General features: G+C 60.7%; 22 protein-coding genes, 1 tRNA gene and 1 pseudogene. 12 read left to right on the top strand and 12 right to left on the bottom strand.

Annotated features, from left to right (window positions below; translation table 11 throughout):
- Positions 1 to 16 precede the first annotated feature (16 nt).
- Both EJJ38_RS17910 and EJJ38_RS20920 read right to left on the bottom strand, forming a co-directional pair.
- Positions 17 to 385, bottom strand: coding sequence for a DUF2019 domain-containing protein (locus tag EJJ38_RS17910; protein ID WP_127091705.1), 369 nt, complete (start codon positions 383 to 385; stop codon positions 17 to 19).
- Positions 386 to 535: 150 nt separating this feature from the next.
- Positions 536 to 757, bottom strand: a complete 222-nt coding sequence (locus tag EJJ38_RS20920) for a DUF2019 domain-containing protein (RefSeq protein ID WP_127091703.1) — start codon at positions 755 to 757, stop codon at positions 536 to 538.
- A gap of 25 nt (positions 758 to 782) precedes the next feature.
- Between EJJ38_RS20920 and EJJ38_RS17900 the strand changes: the two are divergent.
- Positions 783 to 893: pseudogene (locus tag EJJ38_RS17900) on the top strand (IS5/IS1182 family transposase); the annotation flags it as partial.
- Positions 894 to 954: 61 nt separating this feature from the next.
- Positions 955 to 2054, top strand: a protein-coding gene (locus tag EJJ38_RS17895; RefSeq protein WP_127091701.1) for an IS3 family transposase whose coding sequence is annotated in 2 segments (ribosomal slippage) — positions 955 to 1207 and positions 1207 to 2054 — 1101 coding nt in all. Because the reading frame shifts where the segments join, the coding sequence is not laid out codon by codon here.
- Between the two features lie 345 nt (positions 2055 to 2399).
- Here the strand turns inward: EJJ38_RS17895 and EJJ38_RS17890 are convergent.
- The 3 genes from EJJ38_RS17890 to EJJ38_RS17880 all read right to left on the bottom strand — a co-directional run bounded on the left by EJJ38_RS17890 (position 2400) and on the right by EJJ38_RS17880 (position 4864).
- A complete protein-coding gene (locus EJJ38_RS17890) occupies positions 2400 to 2768 on the bottom strand; it encodes a DUF2019 domain-containing protein (RefSeq protein WP_127091699.1) in 369 nt (122 codons plus the stop codon).
- A complete protein-coding gene (locus EJJ38_RS17885; RefSeq protein WP_127091698.1) occupies positions 2765 to 3667 on the bottom strand; it encodes a hypothetical protein in 903 nt (300 codons plus the stop codon). Before EJJ38_RS17885 ends, EJJ38_RS17890 begins: the two co-directional genes overlap by 4 nt.
- A gap of 156 nt (positions 3668 to 3823) precedes the next feature.
- On the bottom strand, positions 3824 to 4864 hold the full coding sequence (locus tag EJJ38_RS17880; RefSeq protein ID WP_127091696.1) for a glutamine synthetase beta-grasp domain-containing protein: 1041 nt from the start codon (positions 4862 to 4864) through the stop codon (positions 3824 to 3826).
- Positions 4865 to 5362: 498 nt separating this feature from the next.
- Between EJJ38_RS17880 and EJJ38_RS17875 the strand changes: the two genes are divergently transcribed.
- On the top strand, positions 5363 to 5539 hold the full coding sequence (locus EJJ38_RS17875; RefSeq protein ID WP_127091694.1) for a DUF2735 domain-containing protein: 177 nt from the start codon (positions 5363 to 5365) through the stop codon (positions 5537 to 5539).
- Between the two features lie 245 nt (positions 5540 to 5784).
- Here EJJ38_RS17875 and EJJ38_RS17870 read toward each other — a convergent pair whose 3' ends face one another.
- Positions 5785 to 6843: a DUF2778 domain-containing protein gene (locus EJJ38_RS17870; RefSeq protein WP_127091693.1), complete on the bottom strand. Its 1059-nt coding sequence runs from the start codon at positions 6841 to 6843 to the stop codon at positions 5785 to 5787.
- Between the two features lie 322 nt (positions 6844 to 7165).
- Complete coding sequence (locus EJJ38_RS17865; RefSeq protein WP_245454319.1) at positions 7166 to 8572, bottom strand: M48 family metalloprotease; 1407 nt, start codon at positions 8570 to 8572, stop codon at positions 7166 to 7168.
- A gap of 514 nt (positions 8573 to 9086) precedes the next feature.
- Between EJJ38_RS17865 and EJJ38_RS17860 the strand changes: the two genes are divergently transcribed.
- The 5 genes from EJJ38_RS17860 (at position 9087) to EJJ38_RS17840 (ending at position 12878) form a co-directional block, all read left to right on the top strand.
- A tRNA-Arg gene (locus EJJ38_RS17860) sits at positions 9087 to 9163 on the top strand.
- 165 nt (positions 9164 to 9328) lie between these two features.
- Positions 9329 to 10537, top strand: coding sequence for a tyrosine-type recombinase/integrase (locus tag EJJ38_RS17855; protein WP_127091691.1), 1209 nt, complete (start codon positions 9329 to 9331; stop codon positions 10535 to 10537).
- A 270-nt stretch (positions 10538 to 10807) separates the two neighbouring features.
- Positions 10808 to 11023, top strand: a complete 216-nt coding sequence (locus EJJ38_RS17850; RefSeq protein ID WP_127091689.1) for a helix-turn-helix transcriptional regulator — start codon at positions 10808 to 10810, stop codon at positions 11021 to 11023.
- 39 nt (positions 11024 to 11062) lie between these two features.
- Positions 11063 to 11824, top strand: a complete 762-nt coding sequence (locus EJJ38_RS17845) for a hypothetical protein (RefSeq protein ID WP_127091687.1) — start codon at positions 11063 to 11065, stop codon at positions 11822 to 11824.
- A 469-nt stretch (positions 11825 to 12293) separates the two neighbouring features.
- Complete coding sequence (locus EJJ38_RS17840) at positions 12294 to 12878, top strand: hypothetical protein (RefSeq protein WP_127091685.1); 585 nt, start codon at positions 12294 to 12296, stop codon at positions 12876 to 12878.
- 4 nt (positions 12879 to 12882) lie between these two features.
- Here EJJ38_RS17840 and EJJ38_RS17835 read toward each other — a convergent pair whose 3' ends face one another.
- Positions 12883 to 13395: a hypothetical protein gene (locus EJJ38_RS17835; protein WP_127091683.1), complete on the bottom strand. Its 513-nt coding sequence runs from the start codon at positions 13393 to 13395 to the stop codon at positions 12883 to 12885.
- A gap of 188 nt (positions 13396 to 13583) precedes the next feature.
- Here EJJ38_RS17835 and EJJ38_RS17830 point away from each other — a divergent pair, with 188 nt between their 5' ends.
- The 3 genes from EJJ38_RS17830 (at position 13584) to EJJ38_RS17820 (ending at position 16963) form a co-directional block, all read left to right on the top strand.
- Positions 13584 to 13790 carry a hypothetical protein gene (locus EJJ38_RS17830; RefSeq protein WP_127091682.1) on the top strand — a complete coding sequence of 69 codons (207 nt, stop codon included), beginning with the start codon at positions 13584 to 13586 and terminating at the stop codon, positions 13788 to 13790.
- Positions 13791 to 13864: 74 nt separating this feature from the next.
- On the top strand, positions 13865 to 14413 hold the full coding sequence (locus EJJ38_RS17825; protein ID WP_127091680.1) for a recombinase family protein: 549 nt from the start codon (positions 13865 to 13867) through the stop codon (positions 14411 to 14413).
- 237 nt (positions 14414 to 14650) lie between these two features.
- Entirely contained in the window at positions 14651 to 16963 is a 2313-nt protein-coding gene (locus EJJ38_RS17820) for a hypothetical protein (RefSeq protein ID WP_245454309.1), read from the top strand.
- Between the two features lie 10 nt (positions 16964 to 16973).
- Here the strand turns inward: EJJ38_RS17820 and EJJ38_RS17815 are convergent, their stop codons facing one another.
- Positions 16974 to 17873: an HNH endonuclease gene (locus EJJ38_RS17815; RefSeq protein ID WP_127091678.1), complete on the bottom strand. Its 900-nt coding sequence runs from the start codon at positions 17871 to 17873 to the stop codon at positions 16974 to 16976.
- A 173-nt stretch (positions 17874 to 18046) separates the two neighbouring features.
- Here EJJ38_RS17815 and EJJ38_RS17810 point away from each other — a divergent pair, with 173 nt between their 5' ends.
- On the top strand, positions 18047 to 19168 hold the full coding sequence (locus EJJ38_RS17810) for a Fic family protein (protein ID WP_127091676.1): 1122 nt from the start codon (positions 18047 to 18049) through the stop codon (positions 19166 to 19168).
- A gap of 75 nt (positions 19169 to 19243) precedes the next feature.
- On the opposite strand, the gene EJJ38_RS17805 is transcribed toward EJJ38_RS17810, so the two are convergent.
- The 3 genes from EJJ38_RS17805 to EJJ38_RS17795 all read right to left on the bottom strand — a co-directional run bounded on the left by EJJ38_RS17805 (position 19244) and on the right by EJJ38_RS17795 (position 21963).
- Entirely contained in the window at positions 19244 to 19870 is a 627-nt protein-coding gene (locus EJJ38_RS17805) for a tyrosine-type recombinase/integrase (RefSeq protein WP_127091674.1), read from the bottom strand.
- A gap of 204 nt (positions 19871 to 20074) precedes the next feature.
- Positions 20075 to 20686 carry a hypothetical protein gene (locus EJJ38_RS17800; RefSeq protein WP_127091672.1) on the bottom strand — a complete coding sequence of 204 codons (612 nt, stop codon included), beginning with the start codon at positions 20684 to 20686 and terminating at the stop codon, positions 20075 to 20077.
- Positions 20686 to 21963, bottom strand: a complete 1278-nt coding sequence (locus EJJ38_RS17795) for a DUF5677 domain-containing protein (RefSeq protein WP_127091670.1) — start codon at positions 21961 to 21963, stop codon at positions 20686 to 20688. Before EJJ38_RS17795 ends, EJJ38_RS17800 begins: the two co-directional genes overlap by 1 nt.
- Positions 21964 to 22033: the final 70 nt, after the last annotated feature.

Raw genomic sequence — 22033 nt, 5'->3', positions numbered from 1 at the left:
TCGGCGTGTCTTCGGCTCAGGTGGGAATGAACTCCCCACGGTCGATCCAAAAGAGAAAAAAGCCTGCTTCCGGGCCAATTGGTGAGACCATGGTGTTACTCAGCCATTGCAATGCTTCCCGGGCCTCCTGGGGAGCGATAGCATAGGTGTTTGTTCCCGCCTTGAGCCGAACTTGCCAGTCTTCGTGTTTCAAGAGGGGAATGAGCAGGTGACGTGCATCGCCCGGCCGTCGCTTCATCTCCGCTGCGACGTCTACTATCTCCAAGTATAACTTATTATAAGGGCGCACATTCTCCACGTCCCACTTCTCACCCCGCTCGATGCACAGGGCTTCGAAGAGATCGCGTAGCTCCACTTCCGTTAAGCGTGAAAGATTGCGCTTCATGGCGTAAGCCTCAGAAAGTGCGCGAGATTCCAATTTGGTGGAGGGAGCGCCCCTCAATATTAGAGGAGTGTGCCCGAGCGATAGATTTAAATCTACGGTTCGGGCAAGCTGAACAGTCTTCAGTGAAAGCTGTTTGAGCGCGTCTTGGGTTTAGGTTGGAGTATATTCTCCGCGATCGATACCCGAGAGAAAGAAGCCTCCTTCCCCGCAAAACGGTGCGATGCGTGTTTCCCGTAGCCATTGCAATGCTTTGCGGGCCTCTTCCGGAGCGATTGCATAGGTGTGTATTCCCGCCTTCAGGCGGACTTGCCAGTCTTCGTGCGTTAGGCTGTGGCCCCATAAATTTGCGTCCTCGTGGCTGTCGTGATTCAAGCTCCTGCCCCACGGAGCTTAAGAGATGCGCCGCCACGAGTTGACCGATGAGGAATGGAGGATCATCGCGCCACTGCTGCCGAATAAGGTGCGGGGTGTCGCTCGGGTGGATGACCGCCGGGTGATCAACGGGATTGACCTGAGCCCCAGAACCTCCTCCAGATTTGGGTAGAGTCCGTCGATCACGGAGACGGACGATGCGAGCCTCACGGTTCACTGAGGAGCAGATCATCGGGATGCTGAAGGAGCAGGAGGCGGGCGCGAAGACGGCGGACGTCTGCCGCAAGCACGGCATCTCCTCGGCCACCTTCTACAAGTTCAAGGCGAGGTACGGCGGGATGGAGGTGTCCGATGCCCGCCGGCTGAAGGCGCTCGAGGAAGAGAACGCCCGCCTGAAGAAGCTGCTCGCCGAGCAGATGCTGGACAACGCCATCCTGAAGGATGTTGCTTCAAAAAAATGGTGACGCCCGATGCGAGGCGTAAAGCCGTGGCCCACGCCTGTGCCGCGCACGGGGTGAGCCAGCGTCGGGCGTGCAAGGCCTTGAGCGTCGATCGCACCAGCATGCGCTATCGGAGCGTCCGTCCCGACGATGCCGGCTTGCGCGAGGCTATGAGAGCCGTGGCCGGCGAGCGCCGCCGGTTCGGCTACCGGCGGATCCACGTCATGCTGAGGCGCCAGGGCATCGTCATGAACCACAAGAAGCTGCGCCGGCTCTACCGGGAGGAGAAGCTCCAGGTGCGCCGGCGCGGAGGGCGCAAGCGGGCGCTCGGCACACGGCGGCCCATGCTGGTCCCGGATCGGATCAATGTCCGCTGGAGCCTCGACTTCGTGTCGGATGCCTTCACCGACGGCCGGCGCTTCCGGGTGCTGGCCGTGGTCGACGACTTCAGCCGGGAATGCCTGGCGCTGGTCGCCGACACCTCGCTGTCCGGCCTTCGGGTGACGCGTGAGCTGGATGCGCTGCTCGCCATTCGAGGCAGGCCTGCAACCATCGTTTCCGACAACGGCACGGAGCTGACTTCGATGGCAATTCTCAAATGGTGCCAGCAGACCGGCGTCGAATGGCACTACATCGCTCCCGGCAAGCCCATGCAGAACGGCTTCGTGGAGAGCTTCAACGGCCGGTTCCGGGACGAGTGCCTGAATGAGACCCTGTTCTCGAACCTGGCGCAGGCGCGCGCCACCATCAGCTCATGGAAGGAGGACTACAACCTGAACCGACCCCATTCGGCGCTCGGCAACCGATCCCCCGCCGAGTTCGCCGCAACACTCACACTGGAAACCGTGGCCGCCTGAGGCCACAAATCAACCTGCGGACTCTCCCATAAACCGGAGGAGAAATGCGGCTCAGGTCACCGCCTTTATCTCAAAATAAAGCTTTCTATATCGGCGTAGACCCTCGGGATTCCACTTTGTACCTTGCTCGATGCATAGGGCCTCGAAGAGATCGCGCAGTTCAATTTCTGTTAAGCGTGAAAAATTTTGCTTCATGGCTTAAATCTCAGAAAGTGCGCGCGATTCCAATCGGGTGGAGGGAGTACTCCTAAAACGTAGGGGAGTGTACCCGAACAGTAAATTTAGATCTACGGTCCGGGCACATCGATTATCCTCTCGAAAAGGCTGTTTGGGCGTGTCTTCAGCTCACCTCGGGGTGAACTCCCCACGGTCGATGCCCGAAAGGAACATGCCCGCTTCTGCGCCAAATGGCTCGAGCCGTGTTTCCCTCAGCCATTGCAATGCCTCCCGGGCCTCTTGGGGAGTGAGGGCATAGGTGTTTGTCCCTGCCTTGAGCCGGACGTGCCAGTCTTCGTGTTTCAGAAGGGGAATGAGCAGGTGACGTGCATCGCCCGGCCGTCGCTTCAACTCCTCCGCAACGTCCACAATCTCTAAGTATAATTTATTATATGGACGTACATTTTCCGGGTTCCACTTTTGACCTCGTTCGATGCACAGGGCCTCGAAGAGGTCACGCAGCGCTGTGTCGGTTAGTTGAGCGAGTTTTCGTTTCATCGCGCAAGTATCCCGTGTTCTTGAAGGGCTTCAAGGCCAATTTCATATCTAACGTGCCAGGGCTTATCTCTTAGATAGTCGCGGGGCGTGATATTCTCGAAGCGTTCATGGCGGATCTGATACCAAGCCGAGATAGCCCAATGGCGTAGTGTCGAAATCCGCACCAGATTGTCAGGATGGTGCACGAGATCGCGACTATACCCCGCCCGGATCGCACTGGTTTGCTCGACGATGTGATGGACCTCCGTTCCCGGTCGAGGGGCGCGGACGTCGGCCCGCAATTGCGCCAGGGATTTGGGCGGTTCGAGATACTCACTGACATAGGGCCAATATTCTTGGACGAGCCAATGGGCGCCTTCTGCCAAGAGGCGTAGCGCAATGGCGCGAGGATTGCCGCCGCTTTGCAGGGTTACCTTTGACGCCCAGAAGGCGACCGCGCGGACGGTGCGGAAGCGCTCCTGTGGCGTCGGGGGCCGCTGCTCCGGGACCTTGGGCGCGGACGCCAGGATATGCGGCGGCAGGCCCGGTTCCTTTAAAACCGGGAGGGCCACGTCGAATGTGGGACGGACCCGCGCGGGTCCGTCCCAGGCAGGGGCGGGTTTGCCTGTGCCGTCTTGGGGTGGAAGGTGCGCCTCGGGCGACGGCTTGGTCGCTGCGGGAAGCGGTGGTGGTTTCGGTGCCACACGGCGAGGGCCGGACCGTGTCGGCGGTCCGTAATTGCCATCGGTCCAGCTGCCACCATCTTCGTGGCCGGCGGGCACGCGGGGTTGATTTGGGTTGAAATTGGCCTTTGCCCGGACCGCCTGCTTCAGCAGGACGAGTTCCAGCGCCAGTTCAGCCCAATCGGCCCTCAGTTCCAGTAGCTCGAGGTCCAGCTCCTCATATCCGTCGTATCGCACCTCTCCATCCTCCGGCTGTTGCGCCGCCGGATAGGGTAAGGCCGTTTGGAGGGGTGTCGGATAAGATTCCTAGAATAAATTCCTACATTCAGTCCAAAACAAAACCGGCGCAGGCAGGGCCCGCGCCGGCTTCGTTGAACAGTGACGTGTCCGCGATCAGGCGGCGACGGTGGCGCTGCCGCTGGTCGGAACTTCCGCGATGGTCTTCAGGACCTGGGACGCGATCTGGTAGGGGCAGCCCTGGGAGTTGGGGCGGCGATCCTCAAGATAGCCCTTATAGTCGTTCTTCACGAAGGAGTGCGGAACGCGGATGGACGCGCCGCGATCGGCGATGCCATAGCTGAACTTGTTCCACGGCGCCGTCTCGTGCTTGCCGGTCAGGCGCAGGTGGTTGTCCGGACCGTAGACGTCGATGTGCTCTTTCCAGTTCTTGTCGAAAGCAGCCATCAGCGCCTCGAAATAGGCCTTGCCGCCCACTTCGCGCATGTGCTTCGTGGAGAAGTTGCAGTGCATGCCCGAGCCGTTCCAGTCGGTGTCGCCGAGCGGCTTGCAGTGGAACTCGATGTCCACGCCATACTTCTCGGTGAGACGGAGCAGCAGGTAGCGCGCGATCCAGATCTCGTCGGCCGCCTTCTTGGAGCCCTTGCCGAAAATCTGGAACTCCCACTGGCCCTTCGCGACTTCCGCGTTGATGCCTTCGTGGTTGATGCCGGCGTCGAGGCACAGCTCAAGGTGCTCTTCCACGATCTCGCGGGCCACGTCGCCGACATTCTTGAAGCCGACGCCGGTGTAATAGGGGCCCTGCGGAGCGGGATAGCCGTGCTCGGGGAAGCCCAGCGGACGGCCGTCCTTGTAGAAGAAGTATTCCTGCTCGAAGCCGAACCAGGTGTCGGCATCGTCCAGGATGGTGGCGCGGCTGTTGGTGGAGTGCGGGGTGACGCCATCGGGCATCATCACTTCGCACATCACCAGCGCGCCGTCCTTGCGGGCCGGGTCCGGATAAACAGCCACGGGCTTCAGCACGCAGTCGGAGCTATGGCCTTCGGCCTGCTGCGTGGAAGAGCCGTCGAAGCCCCACAGGGGCAGCTCGGCAAGGGTGGGGAAGTGATCGAATTCCTTGATCTGCGTCTTGCCACGCAGGTTGGGAACCGGCTTGTACCCGTCGAGCCAGATATACTCGAGCTTATACTTCGTCATTGCCACTCTCTCGTGAACGGATGAGGCACCACCCCTGGTCCGCTGGCGCGGTGTCAGGGTGAGGCTCCATCGAGGGCGAGCACGGTCGCCAACGATCGCGACAGAGAGAAGCACGGTCCGTGCCAGAGAGGCGCCATTTCGCTGCGAGCCGGGGCCGGAGCGGAAAAAGTGACGGTGGCTCAAGTTCTTGCGGGTCGCCTTGTATGCAGGTTTCGTGACAGGGCGCGCGGTTGCGGTTGGGATACACGACACGCGAAGGAACAAAAAAGCGCCACTGGACATTTCTTCAGCAGCGCAGTCCTCGCCGCGGTGCAATATTCGCCAATAAGGGATCCTGCATTTCAAGAAGCAAGTGCATAGAAATTAATTTAGGCGTGCACAAAGTTTAATCATTTTGCGCAAATTTGATCTAATTGTTGTGCATTCACGTTTCGACTTCTGCTAAGGTGTTGTCATGGGAAAGGCGCTCGCGCCGATCCGGGAAAGACGAGGCATCAAATGACTGCCAATATCGGAGGCGAAGGCGCCAAGATCTATGTGTTCCCCAAGGGTGGCCGCGCGGGAGTGCGTGTGGCCCGGCAGGGGAAGCCGGACATCGCGGCGACAGCGCCGGTGGTGTGCGACAGCTGGTATCACGAAGCGGCCATGCGCGAGGAAACGACGCGCAAGCAGTGAGCCTGCGGCCGGGGCGTAAGCCCCGGTTGGCGCGCGCGTTTTCCGCCGTTCCGGATTTCATTTGAAATCAGACGTGGCCCGGGGCCGCTGTGACGCGGCACATATGCTGCGCCGAAAGCGCATACGGGCGCGCATGTTGCCGCCATCCTGCGGCGGGCTTCGGTCCGGTGTACGTCCTATGACCAGCCTGAAGCATCTTTACCCGGCGTCCCTGTGGGGCGCCGGGTTTTTACGTCGTGTCTGCCTCAGCGCGGCATCAGCCAGGACAGAAGTGGGTTGGCCGCCGGGCTGTTTTCCAGCTTCGCCACCACGACAATCTGCTTCACCTCGCCCCGCTTGAAGGCGGCGAGGAAGCGGGGATAGTCCGCGAACGAGACGCAGCCATTGGAATCCCCGCGCGGTCCCAGCATGTAGGAATGGGCGAGAATGCCGTCCCGGCCGAACATCTTGCCCTGGTCCGTGGGGTTCATGCGGATGGCTTCCACCCCGTGGAACAAGGCCTCGCGCATGGTCAGGTTATAGACGTTGGGGGGCGTCGGGCCGCGCATCTTCCGGGCCACATGGCGCGGGTCGTCGAACATGGAGCCGTAGCCGGAATGGGCTTCCAGGCGCTCGCCGCTGGGCATGTAGACGGTCTTGGCGGTGATGTCATAGATGGCGTAGCGGTCGCTGGGGCCGGGCAACTGCACGTTGGAACCGCGCGGTACCGGAGCGGGCTTCAGGTCGCGATCGTCATCGGTGGGCGGCAGGCTTGCCAGCTTGCGCTCCACGCCCAGCAGAGGGTTGCGGGCCGGAACCGGCGGGGTCGCCACCACCGGGGGCACCGGCGCGGCGCTCTCCAAGGCCAGCAGGGGATTGGCGGGCGGCAGCGGCACCATGCGGGTGCGCGCCGGGTGCTCGGAAATGACCACCTCTTCCGGCACCGACATGGTGAGGGTGAAGGGCGCGCTGCCGCCGATGGGCGCGAAGGCCCAGCCGGCATTGACGCGCGTTTCGCCCATTTGCGGCGCGGCCTGCGGGGCCGCCTGCGAGAGCGACTGGCGGGGAGGAGCGGCGGGCGCGACGGGCGGCGCGGGTTCAGCCATGGGCCCGAAGATGGCGGGGCCGAGATCCTGCTCCACCGCGCGGACGAAGGACATTTCCAGTCCGGGATGGGGAATGAAGCCGGCGGACTGCAGCGCCGCCGCCACGATGCCGCCCACGCCCAGGAGCGCGCCGGCGAGGCGCAGGCTGAGGCGCGGCGCGGGCTCCGCATCGAAATCGGCGACGGGGAGCCGGGCGGCCTGTGCGGTGATGCTGCTCATGGGTCCCCTTACGCCTGACGCGACCAGTAACGAGAGGTATCGAACGCTCGTGGGCCGGAGACCGGCCCAAGACTTCCTCCAAAACGGCACGCACGGGACCTGCCCTGTCCCGGTCTACGGGGCAGGGGGATATTGTCCGAGGCATCCGGTTCGGATGCCCAAGCTGCGCGTTGCTGTCTTGGTCGAGGAGGATTTCCGCCAAAGGGGACGGAAAAGCGTCCAAAACCAGCAGATATTCAGATCAATATCTGCTGGTGGCTACGCTAAGCGATGATGGTAACCATTTTCTTGACGCGCGGCCGGCCAGCCCGGCGGAGCGGTCTTATTCGGCGACGATCTTGAGCTTCTCGCCGTATTTCAGCTTCGAATCCCGGTCGAGGCCGTTGAGAATGAGGAAGCGCTCCAGCGGCCGGTCGGGCACCTGCATGCGGCCCGCCATCTTCTCCACCGTGTCGCCGAGGCCCACGGAAACAGTGCGCAGGCGCAGCGGCTTCACCGAATCCGCCTCGTCGCTGGAGACCCGGCGGAAGGTCTCGGCGGCGGCGCGGAACTGCTTGTCCAGCTCCGGCGTCAGGTTGCGGGCGGCGAAGATCAGGCGGTACACGTCCGAGCCGAAGCGGATGGCGAACATGCGGAACGACCATTGCTCGCCCCGCGCCACGGCGGTGGCGGCGGAAAAGCCGTTCACGCTGAGGCTCTCCACCGAATTCACCTCCACCCCGTCGATCCAGCCGGAGGCGAGATACTGGCCGAGCGACTGGTCGCCGGAGACGCGCACCGCGTCGAGCCGCAGCGCTTCGGTGCCCGAGCCGTTGGCACCCAGCACGGCCTGGGAGGTGTTTTCCAGCGTGAAGCCTTCGGGCGCCAGGAAGGTGAAGCCCAGCTTGGGGTGGAAGAACTTGCGCCCCCGCACGAAGCCTTCCTTCGGGTCGTCGCCATAGACCATGCCGTCAATGGCCGAGAGATAGGCGTTGCGGTCCTTCTCCCCGCTGGACGTGCCGGCGCCGGAGGCAACGGAATATTGCCGGGCATTGGCGATGGCGATGGAAATGCGCTCCGGCGTCGCCGGATGGCTGGACAGGAAGTCCATGTCGGGCGTGGTGGAGGACATCCCGCCCACCGAGGCGTTCTTGAGCGCCGACTGGCGGCCCATGTCCGTGAGGAAGCGGGAGGCGCCATAGGGGTCGAAGCCCGCGCGCGCCGCGATGCCCACGCCGATGGCGTCCGCTTCCAGCTCCTGGCCGCGGGAGAAACTGGCGAGCGACATGCGCGACTTCTGCATGGCCAGCGCGCCGAGGTCGGGGTCGTTCACCACATCGGAGATGACCCGGCTCACCAGAACCGCCTGCTTCACCTGGTCCTCGCGAATGGAGGCGTGGCGGGCGATGACGTGCGCCATCTCGTGGGAGAGGACGGAGGAGAGTTCCGACGTGTCGTTGGCGAGCGCCAGCAGGCCGCGCGTCACATAGAGCGAACCGTCCGGCAGTGCGAAGGCGTTGATGGCGGCGGAATTGAGCACCGTGACCCGGTATTTCAGGTCCGGCCGCTCGGAGGCAGCCACGAGGCGCTCCACCACTTGCTGGATGAGCGCCTTCAGCTCGGGGTCGTCATAGGCCCCGCCATAGCTCGCCACCAGCCGTTCATGCTCGCGGCGCTGGGCGGGCGTCATCATGTCCATGTCGGACGAGCGCAGCGCGGCGGGCTGGATGCGCGCCTCGGAGACGGGCATGGCGTCCATGTCGAGATTGGCGCAGCTGGACAAAGCGAGGGCGCAGGCGGCCAGCAGCACGGCGCGTGCGCTACGCGCGCCGCCGGTCCTGCCGGTCCTCGTCCCCCACTGCCTCACCGCCGCGTCTCCTTGCGCGCAAAGCCTCGATCGTCTTGCGCGTATGTGCGCGAGAGTGCCTGTCATCGTGGCGGGAGCGAGGCCGAGGCCGATTTTCGCCTCGCCTGCCCGCGCTTCCGCTCCGCAGCCGTTTTCCCGTGGCCGACCGCTTGCCCACGATGACGTGAGCGCCGGGGTGGCGGCGGGGCCGCGCGCAATCTGGACCATGGGGCACACGCGAAAAACGGCATTTGCTCGGTTTGAACCAAAAGGAATAAGGACAGTTTACCCGCCCGGCCTCCGGTAAAAAAGCCGTGGGCCATCACCTTGCGTTGCGTTGCTTTTCCCGGCCTGACCACAGCCCGTCGCCCGTTGCCCCTTCCGTAGCGGGGCGAGCGTCAGTAAAAGGAAGGGGCGTGTCCCGGTAGCTCAGCAGGATAGAGCACAGGTTTCCTAAACCTGGGGTCAGGGGTTCGATTCCCTTCCGGGACACCATTTGCGCGGTGCATGACATCTCATTGAGTCTCATTTCGCAATAAAATCAAAGCGTTGATCGTGTCTCAACGCCTCATGCGTGCGCATCGGCCGCCGTTGCATCTCACGAAATTGTAGGCATTTTTGTAGGCATTGCGGCCATTGGCCGATTTGAGATGCCTACACATGCCGCTGACCGACATCGCCATTCGCAACGCCAAGCCGAAAGAGCAGGCCTACAAGCTTTTCGATGGTGGGGGCCTCTTTCTGTTCGTGACGCCCACCGGCAGCCGCCTCTGGCGGCTCGCGTATCGTTTCGCCGGGAAGGCGAAGCAGCTCTCGTTCGGACCTTATCCCACCATCTCGCTCGCAGATGCCCGGCAGAAGCGCGACGAAGCCAAGCGTGCGCTCGCCAATGGCGAGGATCCATCGGTGGTTCGTCAGATGGCGAAAATCGAGGCAGCCGCGACGGCTGAGAACACGTTCGGCCTCATTGCGGCGGAATATCTTGAGCGCTTGCAAGCAAAGGGATCAGCTGAGGCCACGATGGCCAAGAATCGCTGGTTTCTCGAAAAGCTCGCCGGTCCCGCCTTGGGCAATCGCCCCATTGCGCAGATCACGCCCGTAGAGGTGCTGAGCGTCCTGCAAAGCGTCGAGCGTAGCGGACGCCTCGAGACGGCGAAAAAGCTGCGCGGTGCTATCGGCGGCGTGTTTCGCCTCGCCATCGCAACCTTGCGTGCCGAGACCGATCCCACCGGCCCCCTCCGTGGCGCCCTTCGTCCACCGAAGGTGGTTCATCGGGCGGCGCTCACCGACCCGAAGGAGGTCGGTGCCCTTCTCTGCTCCATCGACACCTATACCGGCTGGCCCTCCGTGCGCGCTGCGCTGCTGTTCAACGCACTGACCTTCTGCCGGCCAGGAGAGGTGCGCGGCGCACTTTGGGTCGAAATTGACCTTGAGAAAGGGATCTGGACGATTCCGGAGCATCGAACGAAGATGCGGCGGCCGCATCTGGTGCCGCTCTCGCGGCAGGCGGTTCAGGTTCTCAAAGACCTGCACCCCATCACGGGAGCCAGCGACCTCGTGTTCCCCTCAGTTCGCTCCCACAAAAAGATGCTGAGTGAAAATGCCTTCAACAGCGCCTTGCGCCGCATGGGCTTCACGCAAGAAGAGATGACGGCCCACGGCTTTCGCGCGACAGCTAGCTCAATTCTGAACGAGCGCGGATTCCCACCAGACGTTATCGAGGCAGCCTTGGCGCATGTGGAGCCGAACGCCGTGCGCCGCGCCTACAACCGGGCCACCTACTGGCCAGAGCGTGTCTCGATGATGCAGGCTTGGGCCGACATGCTGGATGATTTCCGGGCGCTCAAAATCAAATCGCCGACGGAATGAGATTTTTTGGGCATTTTCAATTTTAAGATTGAAAAGCGATTATATGGATATATAAGGGATTATATGGGGTAATTTCATCCCATTAGCGAGGCCTGATATGACTGCATCCTAAACGCCTCCAAAGCGCACAACAAGGACCGTGGCGGGCCACCTTCCCTGATCAGGAAAACCCGCTCTCTTCCGGCCTACTTGGCCAATCCCCGACACATGCGGCTTGAAAAACGCCTTTGCGGCGAACGGCCCCTTGCACCCTAAATTCTGGAGTCCGCAATGAAAAATGGTTGGACCACCCCCGAACGCCTCCTCCGTCTTCAGCAGGTGATTGCCCCAGACGGCCCCATCCCAGTGTCCCGCAGCACGTGGTGGCGGGGCGTGAAGGATGGGCGTTACCCGCAGCCCGTCATCATAAGCGAACGCATTCGAGGCTGGCGTGAAAGCGAAATTACAGCGCTTTACAGCAACGACAACGCTCCAAGTAATCGCTGACTGAATACACGGACACTTGATCCCCGAAAGGAAATATCAATGACTAAGAAAAACGCCATTAGTAAGCGCAGCTCCAAAAATCGCAATAAACACCCTGCGAGAGATAGCCTGGAGGACCGCAACATCTCTCCTTCGCTCCCCAGACGAAAGGGTGGCGCGGAGAATACCGCAGGCTTAATACAGATTTCCCCGTATGAAAGGTTGGTAGCGCTAAGATCAGAATATTCTGAGGAAAATCGCCGACACAGTACAAAGTTGCGCCGTCATATTGCGGATGCTGCTGGTATCGCTTGTGCATTAAGAGATGACGAAGATGAGCTAAGTAACTTCAAGAACGATGCGTTTTGGGAGCAAAAACAATCTCCTAAAGACCTGATGCATGCCGTTATGATTTACATGGGTGGAACATATAAATTGGCATCCAAGCGAGCCATTGTCGCTAAGCATCTACTTAATCATGGCGTCCTGCCGCAGGAGTTTTATGGCGAGTTAAAGAAGCGCGGCGGTGTGACGAAAATCTATAACAAGATCAAAAAGCCTCGAGCACAAGCGGCTAAACCGGAAAAATCTACAGATAGAACCGTAAAGACGTATCATGACGAGGAGGGTAGCTGGGAAGACGCGCAAATGAGCGCTCCCTATGACAATGGAGAGTTTGATGGCGTTGTTCGCATAGAGTTGGAATCCGATCATTTCGAGACTATCCGTGACGCCGAAGAGGGCAGTTACTTCAAGATTGTGGCCGTGCTCGCGGACAAAGACAAACTTACTCTGACAGCAACTCAGCTCCACGCGAAATGAATGTGCATCTGGTGACAAATTCGGCCCTCCGCACATGGTGCGGGGGGCATCTATCTCTTCTGATCCGCATTCCGGAGATCCGTCTTGGTATTTTGGCCAATACTGTAAATAGTATTGTCGCTCTAAACGCAGTTTCAAGGCAATCCGGATTCCGCGCCCGACCCCGTCTTTACACGAAGACGCGGAGGCTCACGCCGCGATATGCAAATCACATCTATTATTCACATATATTTACTGTATATTACATGTGAATAATAGATGTGAGCTTACATAGGGTCGTGAGGAGTCATTCTTAAATCAATCAATTGATTGCGTGTGATCAATATAATCACTGCACGAAAGTGCATTCATTACATTAATCAGATGTAATCATTGATACAGATTGGATGTTATCTCTATGTACAAAGACGTTTCTCATGATAGCGATTTCTCAAATTCGAATAGGGTTCGTCGTTCATACGGAGAATGGGTGAAGGACCTCGTTGATCAAGGATACAAGCCGTTCTTTCTGAGCTTCATGTTTCGGCCCGTCGGTTTTTCTCCTAAGGAGAATTTTGTGCCGCTCGCCCAGGGGGACATTCGGCGCTTCTACAGCCGCATCGTCACCCGCTTCGCCCATCATCCCAATGATATCCAGGAGCGCAGTAAGCTCCCCATCATGCTCGCGGCTCCTGACTTACCGGTTCCCAAGACGGCAAAATCGAGCATTCAGGATGTCTCGATCAATGATGGCCTCCATTTTCACGCAATGTTTCTTCAGCCGCCTGTGTCGCGGTTCAAGCGCAAATTCCACCTCTGGGCCAAAGCCAATCATGATCAGCTTATCGACGAGACGCACATTGCTCGTCTGTGGGTAGGCCGCGTGCTCAGTACGCCCGACTACATGACGGAGTACGCCTTCAAGACCGTAGGAAAGAGGCTCTCAATGGACACCATTCTCGTCCTGCCCGAGGAGCGGAAAGCCGCGCTGAATGCGACGGACAAGGGTTACGACGAGGCCTGCAGAAGGCTGCACGGCACCTCCCTTCGACGGGCGCGTGGACGTTCACTCTGAAGCACTAGCCGCGAATGATGATCTCAATGTTTTCCACCGGAACGCCCAGTGTGCGCGCCAGCGCTTCCTTGGCTTGGGGAATGGTCAACATGAGAGGCGGTGAAGGCGTGCGCGCAGGCTTTTCGTCGCTGTCCTTTTCCCGGGCCTCCTCACTCGCCTCATCATCTCCTGCCTGGGTGGGATCAACGCGCGGGATATTGGTGTCCGTTCCAAGCGCCACCTGCGCCAGGCCTGTTGCGCTCCACCACCATTCGAAGCGGGACACGCCTCCCCGGCGGCCGACTAAAAACTTGCCGAAACCGGCATTATGAAAGAGGCGAGCCAACTCGACAGCTGCAGCGCGGTCAGACCGGATGATCTTGGCGAGGTTCTCGATGCTTGTGGCTGACGGATCCCGCTCGCGCTGCGCCATCACCTCGAAGAAGACGCGGGCTGAGTGATCGGTCGCTTTGAGTTCGCGGGCGCGCTCGGCAAGCTGCTCGAACTCGGCTTCTTCATCATACTCAGCGTCGGTCATTGTTGCTCCCGGAGGTCATGCTTCCTCTTAAGCGCTATATAACGCACGAAATAGAAGAAAATGCGATAAAAAGGGTCTTTACGCGGCTGTGGATAGGACGCGCGCAAACTGAACCTAGGCAATGACGTTTTTTCCGGAGCGCCTTAAAACTCCCCTCACAATCAGGCGTTGAGGGAGCGGTTTTTGATATGAAAGTTGTCATCAAGGATTTTCACGTCGAACTCGAAGTGAAGAACAAAGGTATCGAATTCCAAGTGAACGACAATGATGGTCAGCTGCTGGGCGACGTGTATCTGACTCGCACGGGTCTGATCTGGGCAAAGGGTAAGAGCAAGCGAGAGAATGGCGTCGCCGTCACTTGGGAGCAGTTTATCGAGTGGATGGAAAGCGAGTGAAGCCAAGGCGAGCCATCAAAATGATGGCTCGCATTTTTTATTGAATAAAATCTGCAATTTACTATCATACATTCATGATATACGGATATGCGCGTGTTTCGACGGATGGGCAGTCTCTAGATAGTCAGATTTCACACCTCAACACCGCAGAGTGTCAGCTGATTTACTCAGAGACAGCGAGCGGCGCAAAGACCGAGCGCCGTGAACTGCGCAAATGCCTCGCAAAGCTCAAGCCCGGTGATGTTCTGATCGTCACGCGCCTGGACCGCCTCGCTCGCTCGACACGCGATCTTCTGAATGTCCTGGCGGAGGTCGCGGAAAAGGGCGCGGCGTTCCGGTCAATCTCTGACGCATGGGCCGACACAACGACCCCGCACGGGCGCCTCATGCTGACTATTCTTGGGGGACTGGCAGAGTTCGAGCGCGAGCTCATACGTACGCGCACTGGGGAAGGCCGTACACGGGCAAAGGCACGAGGCATCAAGTTCGGCCGCAAGCCGAAGCTCACACCCGATCAGCAGGAATATGTGGCGCGCTTAAAGGCCGAAGGCGAAAGCGTCAGGCACATCGCCCGCATCATGGGCGTCAGCAAGGCCACCATCGGGCGCATCGGGGCGGCTTGAAGCGCCAGGAGCTGACGTTGATGAGATGTCCGAAACCGGACGTTGTAGGCAGATGTAGTTAAGCGTGACCGCGCGTTCGTCAACGCTCCGATCACGCAGCGGGCCGACATCGCAATTCGCTTAATCGATCAGTGGATCAACGGCTTGAAGGGCTTTCGCGAGCGATCTCTCTTGCCGAGAAATGCTGCCCGCCCCGAGGCGATTCGCCTCCTCACCATTGCGTCCTTCTGATCAAACATGCCCCGACTGACCTTCGCGCGCATGCTGGAGAAATTCTGCCAGCAGCGCGTCACCACCATTCTGTCCCCGCGCGATGCAGCGTTGTTCCAGAACTGGCTCCTCGGGCTGCTCGCCGCCCGGATGTCTCCGCCAAAGGCCGGGCACGACTACGATTGGCTCGCCATCTCGGATGCCTGCGGCGTCGGTCATGCCGACCTCCAACGCGCCGCACGCGTCCTCTCGCCCGGCCTTGATGCCCTGACGCGGGACATTCGCCAGAATGGAGGTCTCCATCCAAGGAAGGCGAGCCGCGCCGCGTCTCGCCGGGCACCTCGTGCGACTACGCACCGCAACCATGGAGAGGCGGCAGATTCCAACCCGCGACCAGAGACGCCCGCTCCGCCGCGCCGGAAGCCGGGCGTGCGTGCAAGACCAATCGTGGAGTTTCCGGAGAGCGACGGCAAGCCATGGGAGGATCCCGCAACCTTCGCCGATGCTCTTGACCTTCACATGCGCCGGCACGGCGACAGTTCGAAGCATCTCGCGCGCGTCCTGGCGAACGGCGCCAGTCAGGTCGACGAGACGACCCTCAACATGTGGCGGCGCGGCGTGAAGGTGCCGCGCGCAGCCCGTAGCCTTGCGGCGCTGGAGTTCATCGAGCGGCGCTATCGCCTGCCGTCCGGCTATTTCAGGCACAAATTACCGATGACCGACCGCTGCACCTCGGCTGGCGCCATTGCCGGCATCAGTCGCGCCGAGCGGCGACGCCTCGCCTGGCACCTGCCCTTCGACTTCGATCGCCGTCCGCTGAAGGAACGGGAGGAAATCCTCGAATGGGTGCAGCGCGTGGTCATCTCCGGATCAACGGAATATCGTCGGTTCCAGGCTGCCGCGATGAGACAGCGCTACGCGGTGCGTTTTCCCGGCGTGCTCGGCGAATCCACGCGCCCACGCGGGCTCTATCGCTTCTGTCGGGAAGAGGATGGTAGCCTGCCCGATCCCGAGCTTGCGGTCGCCGCTGTCGATGCACCAGCCCAGCTTTCCGAGGAGATGGCGGACCTCGTCCGTTTCAAGACGGCGACGCTGACAGCCTTCGGCTATCAGCGCAATGGCGTCTGGGGTGAGGAGACCGCCTCGCAGAAGGTCGAGCATCTCGGCCTGATGTTCGGCGCCCTGGCGGCGGCGCCGAGCGGGGCCGTTCATGGCTTCGGCGTGCCGCTGGAGAGCCTCACCTTCGGTCTTCTCGTCTTTCCGATCGTCTGGGACTGGTACATCCAATGGCGCGAGCGTCGGCGCGGCTTCTACACCGCATGGGAAGTCGACATGCTGCGCATCGCCATCGCGCTGACGCGGGTCGATACCGGGTGGCTGCGTCAAAGCCCACAGCTCGCCGAGCGTATCCGGCCAATCCCCAATCTGATCACCGAGCGCGACATCGCCGCAATCCGCGCCGACTGGGCCGGCGCCTGCGAGCAGATGCACAAGCACGGACTTGCCCGCGCCAGGGAAGTCCAACGTGTCGCGCGCATCCATCGCGATCCCTTCGAGCCGATCATGGTCGTGCTGGAAGCCGACAGTCCTGTGGGCGAGTACCGCAAGATCACCGAGGAGATCCTGCGGCTGATGCCGGACGAGAAGCGCTACCCGCGCGCCGCCGCTGAAGCCGTGAGGGCTTTCCTGATGCTCCGGCTCGGCCTGCATCTCGGGCTACGCGAGAAGAACCTGCGCCAGCTCCTCGTCTGCCCGCGCGGACACATTCCGAGCTCGGAACGTCGCCTCACTGAACTGAAGCGCGGCGAACTGCGCTGGAGCGAACGGGATCGAGGCTGGGAAGTGTTCATCCCCTCCGTCGCCTTCAAGAACGCGAATTCGTCCTTCTTCGGCAGCAAGCCGTTCCGGCTGATCCTGCCGGACCTCGGCGGCCTCTACCACTATCTCGACGCCTATATCGACCGGCACCGGAGAGCACTGCTGAAGAATGCCGCCGATCCCGGCACGCTGTTCGTAAAGACGGTGAAACTCACCAGCAAGGACGCCGCGTACGACCAGAACACCTTCTATGAGGCGTGGCGGCTCACGATCCAGCGCTACGGCATCCACAACCCCTATACGGGTCGCGGCGCCATCAGGGGGCTATTGCCCCACGGACCGCACAATGTCCGCGACGTGCTCGCCACCCATATCCTGAAGCAGACCGGCTCCTACGAGCAGGCAAGCTACGCCATTCAGGACACGCCCGATATGGTGGCCAAGCACTATGGGCGCTTCCTGCCGCAGGACAAGGCGGCGCTCGCCGCACAGATCCTCAATCGCGTCTGGGAGGCGGCGTAGCGGCACCGCTTCACTGCTTGAAGCAGTGTTGCCGGTGCCATTGCAGGAAATGCGGATGCGGTCGCTCGAACGCCTTTCTCGGCGCGATGGCGCGGCCGCTCCGGTTGATGAAGGCCCGCACGCCATCGGGGTCGTTGGCCTGCCGGGAGATCAGTATCTCCAGATCATCTGAGAGGCTGATCAGACCGCGATCGAACATCCAGTGCGCGGTGCCCGACAATGCCAGGCCGTTGCTGACGATGTCGGGCCCGTTCGCTTCCACCGGTCGGATATGTGCCGCAGCGACCTCGGCCCGCCCACCACCATTGATCAGCTTAAGCCCGCTGATCGCACAGCGCTCATCATAGGCGCGCAGTACCACCCGCCGGAAAACCCGATCCCGCACGATCCGCGATGAAAGGCTGCTGACGCGTTCCCGATTCTGCTCGAATAAGAACGGTGCCTGCTCTTCATGAAAGCCGGCAACGGGCGCGTCATCGTCGACGCGCGGAAGCAACGGTTCGCTGTCATCCAGCCCGAGCCGGATGATGCGATCGAAATCGTCCGGCGAGAGCGCGCGCACGGCGGCCTGCGCTCGACCTGAAATCCGCCCTTCCTCATTCAGCACGCCAAGCTCGATGACACCATCGGCATCGCTGAACGGCACCGGATGGACGAAATCGAGATAGCTTCCGGGCTCGATCAGCGCCAGATACATGCCGGGCGCCGTCGGATCAGGCACCACACGCTCGACTCTGGCGATCGCGAAATAGCCGCGTGTCTCCGCGATCTTCCGTGGCTCGTAATAGACGATCCAGTCGCCGACACAGGCTTCGACCCGCCCGAGATACTGGGGTGGAAACTGATATCGCTCGGCCGGGCTGTCATCGTAGATCGAGTCGGAGCGGTGAATGAAGACGCCGAATCCCATGTCCCATCCCTGATCCGCGCCATCATATTGCGTTTTCGACGCCAAGGAGGAGAAAGTCGCGCCCTTCGTTCCACAATGCACTTCGGCCCCGTGGGCCATGTGAGCGATAGGATAGTTTTCTATAAATCATATATCGGCTAATATGCGAGCTATAGAGGAGGATTCTATCGCTCATGGCATGGAATTGGACGCAGTCCCGTTGGCCGCATTTTACCTATGATCCGGCCGCTCTTGAACCGCTGGAGCGGCACTTCCTGCTGCTCTCCGGTGAGGTGATCGGCGCGGTCCGGCATGTGGGCGACGATGACCGCGACCTGCTGCGGATCGAACTTCTCAGTGACGAGGCGGTCAAAACCAGCGCGATCGAGGGCGAGGCCCTGGATCGCCTGAGCGTGCAATCCTCGCTGCGCCGGCAATTCGGCCTCGACACCGACGATCGTGCCGTGAAGCCGAAGGAGCGCGGTATCGCGGAGATGATGGCCGATCTGTACCGGAGTTGGGCGGATCCGCTGGAAGACGATACCCTGTTCCGCTGGCATCGCATGCTCATGGCGGACAGCCAGCATCTGGAGACGATTGGCGGTTACCGCCGTCACGAAGACGCGATGCAGATCGTGTCCGGCCGTTACGATCGGCCCACGGTGCATTTTGAGGCCCCGCCATCCTTTTGGGTTCCCGGGGAGATGACCGCCTATCTCGCTTGGTTCAACGGCTCGGCACCGAACGGTGGCACGCCGCTGCCCGCCCTAACCCGTGCCGGGATTGGACATCTCTATTTCGAGAGCATCCACCCCTTCGAGGATGGCAATGGCCGGATTGGTCGCGCCGTCGCGGAAAAGTCCCTCGCGCAGAACATCGGACAACCGACGCTGATCGCACTCGCCCATACCATCGAGCAGCACCGCAAGGCCTATTATGAACAGCTCGAGGTCCACCAGCGGACACTCGATATCACCGGTTGGCTGACCTACTTCGCCGAGACGATCATCACAGCCCAGCGGACGACACTGGGCCGCGTCGCCTTCCACATCGCCAAGACGCACTTTTACGATCGCTTCCGCGACAAAATGAACGACCGCGAGGAGAAGGTGATCGCCCGGCTATTCCGTGAAGGCCCCGGCGGATTCACGGGTGGCCTGAGCGCGGAGAACTACATCGCGATCACCGGCACTTCTCGTCCGACCGCCACGCGTGACCTGCACGATCTGGTCGAGAAAGGCGCCCTGACGCGAACCGGCGAGCGCCGATATACGCGCTACCATCTGAATCTGCCGGGAGCAGCCTGCAAACCATGATTCCGGGAGCAATGCGGCCCAATACTCCGAGGATTAGCTTGGGTGCCACGGCAAGCGTCGCTGATGTGCCGAACCTCAAATCTCCGTTTGCTCCGATAGGCTCAAGGCGTCGTCAACTTCGATCCCGAGATACCGCACGGTGCTTTCGAGCTTCGTGTGACCGAGCAGGAGTTGGCAGGCACGCAGATTTCCGGTCCGCTTGTAGAGGATAGAGACCTTTGTTCGCCGCAGGCTGTGCGTCCCGTAATCCGCTGGGTTGAGACCGATCAGGCCGACCCATTGGTCGACGAGACGTCCGTACTGCCGAGTGGTGACGTGTCCTCCGCTGTGGCTACGGCTTGGCCAAAGCCAATCGCTTCCCTTTGCGCGCCGGATTGCGAGCCACGCAGCGAGTGCGTCCTTCGTCGGTTCAGTGATCTCGAAGGGGACCGGCTGGCCGGTCTTGTGCTGGACGACCACTGATCTCGCGCGAATGCCGCTGCCGGAGAATACGTCGCCGACTTTCAGTGTGACCAGATCGCAGCCACGCAGCTTGCTGTCGATGGCAAGGTTGAACATAGCGAGATCGCGCACCCGGTTGGCAATTTGCAGCCGCGTGCGCAGGGCCCATATGTGCTTGGGCTTCAAGGGAGGCTTGGCTCCGACGATCCGGCCGGCGTTCCAAGGCTCGTGCTGTGAGTGCGTGTCTTGATTGACGTGCATGGCATCCTCCTTCCGAGGAGCAGCCCCGATTAGGCTAATGCCATAAGAGCCGGCCGCGAAGAGGTCGGCGCCGGCGTGCCGACGCCAGGAGCCGACCTTCGCTCGAGCACCAGTAAGAGACATTCGCCCAAAGGCTTGAGCGCGACTTTCTCGGATGCCCCGTTGGTTCATTCAGACGTGAACCTGCTCATCGGCATATGCCTCCTAGCAGGCGGCCAGCGCTCCGTGGTCTGGCTCTACAGGCCAACTCCGCCGCATGTGATCGAGGATTTTCGCGAGGTGGTCGGCGGCTTCGGCTTCATAGGCGCCGATCATCGCACCGAGATTGGCCTGCGGGTGAGTGATTTGTTCGGCGCTGGCGTCCCAAACCTCGTAGATCAACTCACGATACGACTTTTGTTGGCGCCCCATAAACGCGCGTAGTGTAGGTTTTGCGCCAAGGGGATTGCAACCGGAGATCTTCTTGGCAGGATGGCCTGCCAACACGTTCCGAAAATCGCGGATCGCTTTCCAGGATTTGCCTGTCGATGGCTTGGGGGAGCCGAGCGCCGCCGCCAATTCCAGCAGCGCGTCCTGTTGGATGATGACGGCCTGCATCACGCCCCAGAACTCGATGTATGCCGCCATTGGTGACGTCGAGAAATCACGATGCATGTGGGTCCACAGCGCTTCGCCGGTGTCCTGGATCAGCACCATGGCGATCTCATACTGCGCGAAGCGGTCCCGGTTGCCAGGTGCAAGGAACAGATCGCCTCGAATAGTCGAGGAGTGGAAATGATCGTAGATATCTTGTCGCAGGCTAAGCAAGCGATCCATTAGTCCTCCTGCTCCTCTGCGTTCCGGTTGTTCTGCACCTCTCGCTCCCAAGCCTCCATCTCTTCCTCGGAGACCCAGGTCGCTTGACGCATCGCTTCGCCGCCTTCCCAGAAGGCGTTGGCGGCGATGTCTCGCAACTCGATGAGCGCGTTGAGACCAGCAAGCTTGTCGATCGACCAGTTCGGCCCTAGGAGAGGACCGGTCAGGCGCACGATGCTAAAGGCAGTTTCAATTCCGGCCTCATGCAGGCCGCCGATGCTTGCGCGCCCCGGCGGTCCTTCACCAAAGACGTCGGCCACCGAGGTTGTGAGGCCCTCGATTCCAGCATGAACACCGTAGCTTGCGGCTTTGTATTGTAGCCGCATCTGCACCTGGTTTGCAGCTTCCTCCAGGTCCTGAAAGGTCGGCTTCTGTTTGCCGAGGTGCTGGGCGGCCCAGCCATAGGGTGATTTGAACGCTTGACCATAGCGCGCAAGCACAGCGTCATATTCTGCCTTGGTTCGGTGGAGTGCGGCAACGTTGCTCTCCTTCGCTGCCTCCTTAGGGTGGCAGCGTTGATAGGCTTCAGCGGCCCGCTGCGCCTCCACCGAATCGTGGTCTAGGTACCGTATGGCGATGTCTTCGCCATGGTCACCCAGCACCATCGCGACGACCGATACCTCGTGCAGAGTTCGCCATCGCGAGAAGGCGGCATCGGCGAAACCTTCGCGTAGCAATGTGAGAACTTCGGTTGCGACTTGGATGCCACGGATATGTAGTCGGTCGAGGGCCGTGGTTATGGCGAGGTGTTGCTTCGAGCCGGCGGCGTGCGCGACGGCGATGGCTTGACCGCCGACGCTGTCTGCCGCCGCCATGAGCATATCGAGCTTATCGAAAGCATCGCCCCAGATTATTTGGATAGTCTCAATAAACTTCGCGCGATTTCGCTCGTGCTCGGCTTGAATTTCCCGCCATTGCTTGCGGATGCTGCGAAGAAGGATGTTCGAGGCGTCCTTAGCAATCCCTTCGATGGCCCGTGTCAACTTGGCTTCGAAGCGGTCTGCCAAGTCAGCGATCTCGTCGATATCTTCTTCCGTCAACGTTAGCGTTGCCGACATCAGGCCGGGGCGTTCCTCCAGTTGAAGTGGGGTACAGTTGCCGGCGAGGAGGTGTTTCGCTAGAGCTTCGGTCTCATGTGGTTTCAGCTCTATGCCCGACGCACTCGCTCGCTTGGCGATGATCCTCTGAATATAGCGTTCTGGCAGCGTCTGGATATTTTTGTCGAAGATCGCCTGCATCGGTTCAAGTGTCCCGAGAGGGATTCGTGATCTCGACGTCTTCATGGTCGTCGCTGTGCCCGGCTCAATA

Origin of the sequence: Aquabacter cavernae (genome assembly GCF_003993795.1) — a bacterium.
Lineage (GTDB): Bacteria > Pseudomonadota > Alphaproteobacteria > Rhizobiales > Xanthobacteraceae > Aquabacter > Aquabacter cavernae.
Note: the sequence above shows the minus strand (reverse complement) of the source record. Positions and strands in the feature narration are given on the sequence as shown.